This is a genomic window from Leptothoe sp. LEGE 181152, assembly GCF_032906605.1.
Taxonomy (GTDB): Bacteria; Cyanobacteriota; Cyanobacteriia; order Phormidesmidales; family Phormidesmidaceae; genus Leptothoe; species Leptothoe turfae.
This window is the reverse complement of sequence record NZ_JASATU010000017.1, coordinates 313843-325902: the sequence shown is the minus strand read 5'-3', so window position 1 is coordinate 325902 and position 12060 is coordinate 313843. Positions and strand designations below refer to the sequence as shown.

Sequence of the window (12060 nt, the reverse complement as noted above, 5' to 3'; positions counted from 1 at the left end):
TTCCCTAAAGTAGCGATGTAGGCTAATTTAGGGGGTTAGAGGTAATGCAAAGCTCCACCGATCAAAATCTAAACAGTTACAACAATGAAGAAAAGTCTTTTCATCGACTAACGACGCTATGGCTAAGTGTAAAGGCCGGATTAATCTACTTTGTGACTGTTTTTGGAATAGGTTTTCTGTTGGGGTTCATTCGAGTGGTATGGATAGAGCCTCAATTTGGGGTCAGACTGGCTGAACTGTTGGAAATGCCTCTGATGTTAATGGCCGTTGTTGTAGCTGCCTACTGGGTTGTGAAGCAACTAGCGGTGCCGCCGGTGCTATGGTCCAGGCTCAGCATGGGCTTAGTGGCACTGGCTTGTTTGCTGGGTGCAGAATGGGGCCTGGTTCTGGGGCTACGGGGACTTTCCATGGGTGAGTATATTGCTACTCGTGACCCCATAGCTGGTACGGTTTACTACATCATGCTTTGCTTGTTTGCGGTGATGCCCTGGCTGATTGTTCGGAAAGAACAATAGTCTTAGTGTCTGTCGATACTAAAAATCGATTTACCTATCTTTCCTACTGAGTTTCACGAAATTCCTCAGGAGTTGTGCCAGTTGCTGTGTGAAAAGCTCGAGTGAAGGAACTCGGATTATCGTATCCAATCAAGGTAGCAATATGCTTGCAGGTTAGATCAGACTGACGTAGATAATGTTTGGCAAGGGCCATCCGTATTTGGGATACGATGGTCTTAAAGTTTGTTCCTTCATCTTGTAAACGCCGCCGTAGAGTACGCGGACTAACTTCTAATTTCTTAGCGACGCTCACTGCTGAGCATTGCCCCATGGGCAATAGTTCAACCAAGGTTGCTTTGACCTGCTCTAAGAAAGAATTAGAGTACTCTGGTGTGCCTAAAGGTTCGGTTAATTGCGCCTGGGCAAACTTCCACATTTTGGTTTTGGTCAGGGCAGCCGTTCGGTGATTGATTGAGATGGGAGTATTTTGAGTGGCAGGTTGTATAGGGACATCGCTTTCTAGCAGTACCCCATCCCAGATAGTTGCTCCTTGTCTGTTAGATTCAGGACGAGCAGCTAGTCTTATCCATTTGACTTCCCCTGAGGGTAAAACAAAGCGCCCCATCCATAATAGGGGAGTTAATGTCTCAGCAGATTGGTTAATGGCTGCTTTGACTCCGGCAATATCATCGTCGTGAATCATGCCCAGTAGGCAATTTGCATTGGTCATGATGGCAGTGGCTGACAGCTGGCATAGCTCATAGCAGGTGATGCTGATATAGAGAAAACTGAGAACACCATCTGTTTCTTGACATAACTGGAAGACCACACCGGGCATTTGAGTAGAGAGAGTTTGGTAATGGTGCTCCATAGCTTGACGTGCAATCTCGTTTTGTTTGCGCGTTTGAATATCAATCCAGATACCAACCATGCCAGTTATTTGACCTTTTGTATCACGGATTGGATTTTTGATGACTTCGTACCAACGGGGAGGACTATTAATCAATATAATCTCGATTTCAGTCACTTTTGGTTGACCAGTCACGGTCACTTCTAGGGCATCCGCTTGGAACTTTTCTGTTAGTGATTTTGGCAGCCAATCGGTGTAATGTTGGCCGACCATACCTGGTAAAGTACCTTGACCAAAGGTTTGGACAAAGGCTGGATTAGCCGCTAAAATATGGCCGCTGAGATCCTGAAGCCATGCCATATGGGGAATATTGGCCAAGAGTGTGGTGAAATACGTCTGCTCGGTTCGTAACGTTTGGGTAACTTGACGGAGATGCGTGTTTTCAAAGGCAATGGCAGATTGGGCACATAAAAACGACAGAATAAGCTGATCTCGTTTGGTGAAAATATTGGCAACATGGCGATGTTCAAGATAAAGGACGCCAAGAACCGTTTCACCTTTCAGGATAGGAGCACAAAAAGCACTCTGAGGTCGATGGTCAAGTAGATAGTGATCGACGACGGCCAGAGGACTTTGGCTGTCTATAGCCACCACAGTTTTAGTATTTTTAGTCCAATGGATTAGATGGTTAGGATACTCCATGGGAGTTATTAAGGCCGTAGAAGATTGTTCAGCACTATCTGTTCTGTTGTGAGGGATATGGCTGCCTTGAACAATCCATTGCTCATGGGTGTTGAAGTAGGCAATCATGCAGGTTTGAGCACCTGAGCTAACTAAGGCAATTTGGATCAGTTGTCGAATCAGTTCATTGATGTCGGTATGCTGAGCCAGAGCCTGGGCTGATTGCATAATTGGAATAAAGTCCGCAGAGTTGAGTTCCCAATCACCGGATGATTGATCAGTACCCTTGGTCGAGTTGTTGTGTGTGGCAGGGGAAACGATAGAAACAATCTCCGTTGAATGGTTTTGAAGAATTGGTCCCAATAACTTGGGGTAGCGCTGCTCTAACTTATCTGTTTTGGCCGTAGCTCCCCAGCGTCTGTAGCAGGTATAGGCTTCTTGTATATAGCCTACTGCAACTTTTTCTTTACCCCAATCAATATAAAATTTTGCCGCTAGTTCGTTAGCTAATGCCTCTTCCTGAAGGTATTTGTTCTTTTTCGCGTTGCCAATGGCACGATCATATTGCTCCATTGCTACTAATAATTGGCGATCATGCTTTGCTAGCTCTGCTTCTATCAGATCGCACTTATGTTGATAATTTTCGGGGGCATGGATGGCCCAGCGTTTTAATTTTTCAAGGCACTCACTAATATTCTGACGTTCAGACTGTTGTTTAGAAGATTCAAGGTTTTCCAAACGAGCAATCCGTGCTAGTGAAGAATAAAACATTTCGACTGGAATAAAAAATGTTCCAGCCACCCCACCACTGTGGTCTCGTGCCCGCTGTCCATTTTCAACAGCCTGGTCAAAGTCTTCAAACAGATAACTTAAAAAGCTTTTAACAAAATAAGCAACGAATACTGTAGTTAATTGTTTTTGCTCAATTAGTATGGGAAGACGTTGCTCCTCATTATAAGTGGGGCCATCTAATGTGGTCGTGGTTTCACTGTTCCCCAATAAATTAAGGATTCCCTGGAGCCAGGGTGCTAAGTAGTCAATATGAAAGTTTTGCTTGAGCTTATGAATAATCGAGATTTTTTGCTCAACCTCATCGCGTACCTGTGTCAGAGGTGCGCCAGTTAAAAACAGGTACTGACCATATTCAGCAGCACCATAACTGGCAAACTCTAAATCTCCTGTTTCCAACCCCCGCTGTAATCCTTTAAGGTGGACAGGAAGAGATTTCTCAATATGTTCCTTCCAAAGAATCACACAGCTGGCATATAAAACTAATACTTTAGACTCTAATTCACGGGCATCAAAGTGATTGAGTAAATCAACGGATAATCGGCCAAATTCATAGCCTTCGCTAATATTGCCTAGGGTTTCACATAGCAGAGTGCCATACCAGACATAGCCAAAGGCAGAAGCCGCACAGTTTCCATGTTGTAGGGACAGATCCACCATAGTAAAGGTGATTCTCTTAAAATCATCAGGGCTGACGGCCCACGCAGGTGTAATGATGTGGGCCATAATAGTCATGGCAGACAATTTGTATGGATCGTTCATGGCTGGGACATCAATCAGCCCTGCAACATTAGCAACAGAATCAGGCTTATGGTGACGAAGAGGGATATTTAAAAGCTTGAGAACATCCAGACCGATCTCTAATGCCCGATGTTGATCTCCATAGCCAATCCACACTCGAATTTTTATTTCATAGACTTTGATGCGATCAAGCAAATTTTGTGTTTTAAGAAGAATTTCGTCAGCAAGGGGTTCTACCACATCAAAGTTGGTATTCAAGTACTCTAACTCTAATGCCTCAATAAAAGTCTCCAAAGTAGCTTGATAGTCATGTTGCCAACTATCTGGAGCACACAGTTGGCGGGCAATGGTCAAATAGCCAAGGGCAGCACTATAGGCTGTGGATGCTTTAGCTTTACGGCCTGCCTGTAAGTTTAGCTGAGCCAACTGTTTGCGGTCTGCTTGCGTGGTCAAAAGATCACGACCCATATTAAGCTGGCCAACGATCGTAAAAATGGTCTCCTCTTGATCACTGGGAGACATTTTCTTTAAAAGTAGCTGTCCAATCTTAAGATGAATTGCTTGTTTATCAGTTTGCGGAATCAGAGCATAGGCGGCTTGTTGAACCCGATCGTGTAGAAAGTGGTAGTCAACTGTAATATCTTTAAGGCTGGCAACACCTCTATCAGCTCTTTGGAAAAACTTATAGATTTCAGTTTCTGGGATGATCAGCCCTGCTCGTAAACTCTTCCATAAATTTGCCGCCACCTCCCCCTGACGGATCTCGCAAATAATAGCCAATGTTTCAAGATCAAAGCGATTGCCAATACAAGCTGCCAACTTTAAAGTTTCCTGGGTTGCAGCGGGTAATTTCTGCAGACGCTTCACCATAAAGTCCACCACATCATCGGCTAACTCAACCTGTTGCATGTGTGTCAGGTTATATTGCCAGCTACCCGTTGCTGCATCAAACTGTATGCAGCCTTCCTCATAGAGACCTTGCAAAAATTGAAGGGTAAAAAATGGATTCCCCTGGGTAATGGGATAGAGCCTTTGTGATAACTGAGTTACGGTGTTTGCAGGACACCGTAACGTATCTGCAACTAAGTGGGTAACATCTTTGGCTGTTAAGGGTGCCAGTGTTAATGTCCTGAGGCTGGCCTGTTGCTTTTGAAGTTGTTCCAGTGTCAACATTAGAGGGTGTTCTGGAAACACCTCATTATCTCGGTAGGCACCCAAAATCAATAAACAATCTGCGTCTGACTGAGTGAGCAATAGCTCCAGTAGCCTTAAAGAGGCTGAGTCCACCCACTGTAAATCATCTAGAAAAATGACTAGAGGATGATCTTGGGTGGTAAAGATACCAACAAATTTGCTGAAGAGTAAATTAAAGCGGTTTTGAGCCGCGCTGCCAGACAGTTGAGGAACCCTGGATTGGGGGCCAATAATATACTCTAACTCAGGGATGACGTCGATTAAAACCTGCCCATTTTCTCCAACGATTTCCAGGATTTTTGTTTTCCATGCAGCCAGAGCCGTATCTGATTCTCCCAATAACTGGCCCATTAAGTTGCGAAAGGCTTGGACAAAGGCGGAGAATGGCAGACTATGGTTAAATTGGTCGAATTTGCCTTGGATAAAATAGCCTCTCTGGCGAGTAATGGGTTTATGGATTTCACTAATAACGGCTGTTTTACCAATGCCAGAAAAACCAGCGACTAATATTAGTTCAACACTCCCCGCTGTGATTCGGTCAAATGCATCTAGCAGTTTTTTTGCCTCTGTGTCGCGTCCATAGAGATGCTGGGGCGGTAAGATGCGATCGCACCTATCTCGTTGTCCCAGCTCAAAGTCAGTAATCGTGCCGGTCTCTTGCCACTGACATAGACACTGCTCCAAGTCATACTTCAACCCCAGGCCACTCTGATAACGATCCTCTGCATTTTTGGCCATTAACTTGAGCACAATGTCAGAGACAACCGTCGGTATCCTTTGAATATCAATGGGTTGACCGGATTCAACACCCAGAATCTCAACCGGTGGAGTAGGTGGCTGAGCCAAATGACAATAAATCAACCCTAAGGAGTCAGAGGCCCAAAAAGGTTGCTTCCCTGTTAGCAACTGATACAGCGTCACCCCCAAACTATAGAAATCCACACGATAATCAATCCCACGATTCATGCGCCCCGTTTGCTCTGGAGCCATGTAGGCCAATGTCCCTTCTAAGTGCTTGGGGGCACACAGCTCTTGAACTTCCTTGGGCAGCAACGATGCCAATCCAAAGTCAATGAGTTGAATCTGTAAGGTATCTGGATGAATCAGAATATTAGCCGGTTTAATATCCTTGTGAATAATGCGCTTTTCTCCCAAATAATGGAGCACCTCGGCCATCTGAATGCCAATAGTTAACACCTCAGCCAAGGGCAAGCCAGCTTGAACATTATTCTCTAGATAATCTTTAAGAGAACAGCGATCGTCAGCAGGCATAACCAAAGCTAGGCCATTTTGATAGGGCAGCAAGGCTTCGATCTGATGAATTCCTGGATGTTGCAGCTGCTGAGTGACTAAGTATTGATTACGAAACCGGACAAGTTCTTTAAGGTTAGGCTCCGAATTATGAAATAACTTTAGGATGACTATTTGCTGATCAGCCTGACGTATGGCCCGATAGATCAGAGTTCGTTTGCTACTGTAGAGGTTTTCAATAATTTCGTAGCCAGGTATCCGAATAGAGGTGTCTACGATCGTTTGATGTAGCTTACGAGTCATCTAATAAACATTAACGTTGAATGCACTTATATGTTTGCCTAACGTTTGTATCGTTTCAGGGCAATTTTCGAAATCATTCGTAGCTGGCCACAAGCTAAAAAGCATCCTTTGACCAATTGCCCTTCAATCAGAGCTTCCAGGCTAGTGACGAATAATACTCTGACCAAGTTCCTGCTCAAAACACGGATTGAACTTGGCCAATTTTGCATAGATAATGGCCTCTTCTGTCAATGACATATTAGATATCAACTGGATACTCTGATACTTAATGTCTAGATGTATAGAATTTCTCGATGGGGATAAATGCATCTTGGTCATGAAAGCGATTGTGGGTGCAATCTTCAAGGTATAAATAGACCCCCTAACAAGCGATCACATCGAAATAGATATCAAAATTGCCCAGCTTAAATTTATACCTTTCATTTATGCAGAAGGTTAATTGAAATTCTTGTTCTCTAGAAATATGAATCTTTTAGTGAGTCGATTATCAAAACACTGGTTGTTCACTGGTTTATTAACAGTTACGTTCTTACTAGTTATATCGACTCAATCATTTGCCCAAGAATCTACTAGTCAAATCCCAACGAACATAGAGCTTTTCTCTGCGGTCAACACTGCTTGGATGGTGATTGCAGCGTTACTCGTCTTCTTCATGAATGCTGGGTTTGCCATGCTTGAAGCAGGAATTTGTCGAACTGAAAACTCGACTAATGTTCTAGCTAAGAATTTAATCGTATTTTGTGTGGCAGCAAGTGCATTTTTCCTGTTTGGCTTTCGCTTTATGTTTGGCGATAGTGAAAATTCTCTCTTTGGACAAGTTGGTTTTTTTGTGGATTTCATCTTTCCATCCAAGGAAAATTTAAATCCTTTTCCACAAGGTTTTGAATATGTCAGAAGCTTTTGGGAAAACAGGTCGTTTGCAGCAATTTTCTTTTTCCAATTATCTTTTGCTGGCACTGTAGCAACGATTGTGTCTGGGGCTGTTGCAGAAAGAATTAAATTTTGGGGCTTTATCCTCTTTAGTTTTATTCTTGTTGGTTTTATTTATCCGCTAGTGGGTTACTGGGTATGGGGAGAAAGTGGTTGGATCGCAAATGTGCTTAACTTCCATGATTTCGCTGGTGCAACCGTAATTCATGCAGTTGGAGGAACAGCTGCATTAGTCGGTGCTTGGGTCTTAGGGCCAAGGGATGGACGGTTTGGATATGATGCAGAGCAAGAAACCTTCCTTTTTGAGAGAGATACTGAAAAATTTGAGCCCTGCAATACAGGGTTTACTACGTTAGGGTGTTTAATTTTGTGGCTTGGTTGGTTTGGCTTTAATGGTGGTTCAACACGCTTTTTAGACTATGTTCCCCATGTCATTACCACAACGATGTTTTCTGCCACTGCTGGAGGTTTAGCCATTCTATTTTATAGTCCTCTGGTAACGGGCTATAAAGTAAAACTCTCATCTATTATAAATGGCTTGCTAGGAGGATTAGTCAGTATTACAGCTTCGTCTGCTTATGTAGATGTTTTAGGCGCATGCATCATTGGAGCCGTCGGCGGTATCCTGGTGCTGATTGGTGAGGGCTTACTTGAAAAAAAACTGTTACGCATTGATGATCCAGTCAGTGCTGTGCCTGTTCATCTCTTCTGTGGTATCTGGGGGACGATAGCGGTGGGGATTTTTGCACAAAGTTTCTCCCGTGAGTTTAGTAGTGTTTATCCTGTTACTCAGCAATTTCTTTACCAAGCTTTGGGGTGTAGCTGTGTAGTGGTCGTTACTTTCCTATTGAGTTTAATAGCCTGGGTGCTGATAGGGTTATCTCTTTACGCGTTAAATTTAAATGAAAGCGGCTACATTCAAAATACTAGTAATAATGTGGGTATTTTCACAGCGGCTAGAAGAGGATTAAGGGTAACGCTGGAAGATGAAAAAGCGGGAAGTGATGCCACCATAATTATGTGAGTAGACCTTAATCATGCGTAAACAAGATATAAAAAGGGATGCTTCTGGCTCCTCAATGACGTGGTCAACAGCCGCTTTCATGATATCGGCACTTGGTGTTGTTGCCTATTTTATGTTTAAAACTTCGTCTCAACCTATCATAAGCGAGTTGCCTGTAATTACAGAAAATTATTGTCAAGATGATTTTGAGAGCAATGAGATAATTGTGGAAGAATTGTTAAGACTTAAGACGCAGATCGAGGAGAAATGGACTAACTTTTGTCAGAATAAATTGGATGGTGCCCTTTATGACACGGCGATTATTAAAGCAACAGAGGGTAAATTTAGCACCTCCTTTATTCGACTCTGTAAAATTCCAGAAGGAAGTGGATCAGAGTATTTTAAAGAGGCTCAATTTCTATTTAGTCTCTGGGAACAAAATCGTAACACGTCCGGTAAACCCCAAGAAATTAGGCCTTTACTAGAAAGCTTTTTTCAAAATCAGCAAGATCCTCGCAAAAACTGTCCTGCTGCTAGAGAAGTACTTGAAAAATTGTAGTCTCATCGTGGACTAATGATGACTTGCCGCGACGTAGTCATGCTTTATGCCGCTGCAACCACGGCTTCTCCTGATATCGCCGCGACTACTTCTTCTGCTAATCCAAAAGAGAGGGTCATGCCTGCCCCACTCAAAGCATTAATAATTGTAACTCCAGTTTCTGGACAGAGAACTAATTCTGTTTTGCCCGGTAATTTAGCATAAACGCCATGCCAGGTTGCAGCCATATCTAGCGAGGGAGCTTGGAAAAAACTTTTTAGATAGTCCAGAATATATTGGTTCAAGTGAGCCCGATTAAAAGGATCTGGGTTATCGCCATACTCATGGGAATCGCCAATAACCAACTCTCCCAATGCATTTTGTGAAACCATGACATGAATGCCCCACTGAGGAAAATAAGGGGTTTCTTGCTCAATGCGAGCTTTTAATGCAGCCAAAGAGGGGCAGTTGGCAAAAGCAGCATAATGGGTCAGTGTTAACCCACCACACAAGGGTACGCCGATACTAAAGCCATCTGGCTGAGGGGTAGTACGCATCATTTGGAGCTTGACTTTCGTAATGGAGCTATCACGATAAAGTTCAGGATAAAGGGTTTCAAAATCAGCTCCACTACATACAAAGATTTGTTCAGCCTGCCAACGCTTGCCATCTGCCAATAAATATGGAGATGCAATGTCAGTGACAACAGTACCAAAGTGAAACTCTACGCCATAGGTACGGGATAAGTAATTAGGTAATTTACGAATCGCTTCTCGAGGATCAACGATTACTTCAGTGTCACTCCAAAGGGCACCTAGTAATCCCTCTGTTCTAACTGCACGGCTTTTCTGATTAACTGCATCAGCAGCTAAGAGGGCAACAGTATTGGTATATTGTTGTCGCTCAGCGATAAATTCTTCTAATACCGCCAGTTCATCGGGGCGATACGCCAGGTGTAAAGACCCACAGGGATTGGCATGAAACCCAGCTGCTGCTGATAGCTCTAGCCAAATTTTGCGCGATCGCAACGCCCGATCCAGCAACGTCCCACCAGGCTGACCAATCGGCCATACCATCCCAAAGTTGCGGATAGAAGCACCAACACACTGAAGGTTTCGCTCAAAAACAACAACACGTTTACCTTGTTTCGCAGCAGCCAACCCATGGGCAAGCCCAACAATCCCAGCGCCTACAATGGCTACATCAACCCTGCGTTCTACGTTTGCCATAGTTGTTATACTCCCTGTTCGTGAGATGGATTTTATTTCTAGAAACGTCAGATAATGCAGCTAGACCTTCGCAATTTTGTCTTGCGATTGCTGATTTAGGGGATGCACCGGTCTAGAGCGATTGCTATTGGACGGTGTCTCACAATTAAAGCCATCCCGAGGATCAGCAATGCCTTTGTCCTTTAATGCTGATAGCGAATCCAAAAGACCGTGATTTGGATATAGCTCTAACTGTTCACGGCTATGGGTGCCATTAGTGACACCTAACGACCAACGACAGTGGGCATTGATACCGGCCTCTAGATCTGATGGCGTATCACCAACGACAACGACCGCCTGAGGATCCTTAATACCCAACAAATACATAGCTTTTTGAATCATGTAGGGAGCTGGTCTACCCTCATTGCCATAAATTTCCGATGGGGTTACGGATACCTGTATAACACTATCCGTAGTCCCTACGTAGTTTTTATCAAGACCACGATCCCAGCCCAAACGCTCCAGAATAATATCTGTCACCTGGCGATAGAAACCTGTATTTAGCGCCACTTGGATATCTTGAGACTTCAGCCAATCAAAGACATCCAAACATCCTGCCGTTGGTAAGACTGGCTGAGTCCTGTAATGGTTTTCAAGTATGTGCTTAAACGCTTGATATGAGGTTTCTACCCGATGTAAATAATGGGGATGATCCCCCCCAATTTGTTGTTGCCAGAGAGTCTCAAACACTAACCGTTTGGACCAGCCCATCATGGCCGTGATTTTTTTAGGATCTGCCTTCAACCCTGTTGCATCAGCTGCCTCAAAAAAACAACGCTGCACCTCGTTATGATCCTGAACGGTAGTACCAGCCATATCAAATACAACTAACTGGATTCTAGACATCCTTGACACCCCCTAATGTAAAGATCACTCAAAAAACAACACATCTAGCTGTCTAGACATCTAGATTTTACTCCATATGGGAAAATTGACAATAATGGTTGCTAACTATATTTTGGTGCACATAGTTTATGACATCAGTTATGGCTGAAATCTCTATTTAGCAGCAGTTATGTGCTCAGTAAATGGCTGAATGCATTCAGTCGTTTACTATAAATTTCAGTATTTAGCTTGCTATACTGTTACGATTGAGCGAATAAGCACTTTGGCCACTGTGTGTTGACAATGTTTCAATCAGCGCTGCCCCGCTATGTGCAAATTGCCAACGATTTACGCCACGATATTCAGCAAGGTGTGTATCAAACTGGTGATAGGTTGCCGAGTCAACAGCAGTTAGGCATTCGCTTTGGAGTCAATCGACATACTGTGCGTCAGGCTGTCGACCTACTAAAAGAGGAAGGATTGCTCCGGGTAGATAAAGGTCTGGGGGTCTTTGTTGCAGACGCGCCCATTAACTATCCCATTGGTAAGCGTGTTCGTTATAACAACTCACTCCAGGCCCAGGGCCGTTCGTCTCGACAAAAAGTACTTCAGCTCACTGAAACCGTGGCGACCGGCAAGGTAGCTGAATATTTAGCCCTTGACCTGGGAGATGTTGTCGTTCAATACGAAACGACGGGGTGGGCAGATGACAAACCGCTAAATGTGTCAACGAGTTATTTTGCGATCTCATCCTGTCCTAATATTGCCGAGAAATTGTCTGAGTTCGCATCAATTTCCAAGCTTATGCATGACGTTTATGGATTTGACCACATTCGTCGTCGCACGTTTATCTCGTCTCGTCCGGTCAAGCCTCAAGATGCCAAACTCCTAAAAATTGCCAAAAATCAGTCGATTCTGCTGGTACAGTCCATTAACGAAAACCAGTACGGCACAGCCATTGAGTACACAATCACACGATTCCGGGCCGATAGTATCGAGCTGGTGATTGATTCTTGAATACTCCAGGCCGATAGTGCCGAGTTACTGAGTGATGCCTGAGTACTCCGGGCCAATAAGTATAAAGTTGCTGATTGATTCCTGAAGACCTCTTTTGCCCCTGGTTGAGCAAGGCTAACTAACAATCAATGTCAAAAAGGTATCGAACCCAATTTTTGGGAAGCTTAACCCTGCCT

The 12060-nt window shown here is 43.9% G+C and carries 7 protein-coding genes; 4 read left to right on the top strand and 3 right to left on the bottom strand.

The features are described 5' to 3' along the window. Nucleotides 1-44: 44 nt before the first annotated feature. Nucleotides 45-515 (top strand): hypothetical protein, encoded by a 471-nt coding sequence (locus QGP82_RS09655; protein WP_499058660.1) that lies wholly within the window; start codon nt 45-47, stop codon nt 513-515. 43 nt (nt 516-558) lie between these two features. Here the strand turns inward: QGP82_RS09655 and QGP82_RS09650 are convergent, their stop codons facing one another. Then, nucleotides 559-6303, bottom strand: coding sequence for an AAA family ATPase (locus QGP82_RS09650; protein WP_499058658.1), 5745 nt, complete (start codon nt 6301-6303; stop codon nt 559-561). Between the two features lie 463 nt (nt 6304-6766). Here QGP82_RS09650 and QGP82_RS09645 point away from each other — a divergent pair, with 463 nt between their 5' ends. Beyond that, nucleotides 6767-8257 (top strand): ammonium transporter, encoded by a 1491-nt coding sequence (locus tag QGP82_RS09645; RefSeq protein WP_499058656.1) that lies wholly within the window; start codon nt 6767-6769, stop codon nt 8255-8257. A 13-nt stretch (nt 8258-8270) separates the two neighbouring features. Beyond that, entirely contained in the window at nt 8271-8795 is a 525-nt protein-coding gene (locus tag QGP82_RS09640) for a hypothetical protein (RefSeq protein ID WP_499058654.1), read from the top strand. A 44-nt stretch (nt 8796-8839) separates the two neighbouring features. Here the strand turns inward: QGP82_RS09640 and QGP82_RS09635 are convergent, their stop codons facing one another. Both QGP82_RS09635 and QGP82_RS09630 read right to left on the bottom strand, forming a co-directional pair. After that, nucleotides 8840-10003, bottom strand: coding sequence for a TIGR03364 family FAD-dependent oxidoreductase (locus QGP82_RS09635; RefSeq protein WP_499058652.1), 1164 nt, complete (start codon nt 10001-10003; stop codon nt 8840-8842). A 60-nt stretch (nt 10004-10063) separates the two neighbouring features. Further along, the gene (locus QGP82_RS09630; protein ID WP_163700922.1) at nt 10064-10888 is read right to left on the bottom strand and encodes an HAD family hydrolase; all 825 of its coding nucleotides are present in this window, start codon (nt 10886-10888) and stop codon (nt 10064-10066) included. 282 nt (nt 10889-11170) lie between these two features. On the opposite strand from QGP82_RS09630, the gene phnF reads away from it, so the two are divergent. After that, nucleotides 11171-11884: a phosphonate metabolism transcriptional regulator PhnF gene (gene phnF, locus QGP82_RS09625; protein WP_499058649.1), complete on the top strand. Its 714-nt coding sequence runs from the start codon at nt 11171-11173 to the stop codon at nt 11882-11884. The last annotated feature ends 176 nt before the right edge of the window (nt 11885-12060 follow it).

Bases quoted from the DNA above. Each gene is read 5' to 3' on its own strand.
- QGP82_RS09635 (WP_499058652.1), bottom strand. From the start codon at position 10,003: ATGGCAAACGTAGAACGCAGGGTTGATGTAGCCATTGTAGGCGCTGGG.
- QGP82_RS09645 (WP_499058656.1), top strand. From the start codon at position 6,767: ATGAATCTTTTAGTGAGTCGATTATCAAAACACTGGTTGTTCACTGGT.
- QGP82_RS09630 (WP_163700922.1), bottom strand. From the start codon at position 10,888: ATGTCTAGAATCCAGTTAGTTGTATTTGATATGGCTGGTACTACCGTT.
- QGP82_RS09640 (WP_499058654.1), top strand. From the start codon at position 8,271: ATGCGTAAACAAGATATAAAAAGGGATGCTTCTGGCTCCTCAATGACG.
- QGP82_RS09655 (WP_499058660.1), top strand. From the start codon at position 45: ATGCAAAGCTCCACCGATCAAAATCTAAACAGTTACAACAATGAAGAA.
- phnF (WP_499058649.1), top strand. From the start codon at position 11,171: ATGTTTCAATCAGCGCTGCCCCGCTATGTGCAAATTGCCAACGATTTA.
- QGP82_RS09650 (WP_499058658.1), bottom strand. From the start codon at position 6,303: ATGACTCGTAAGCTACATCAAACGATCGTAGACACCTCTATTCGGATA.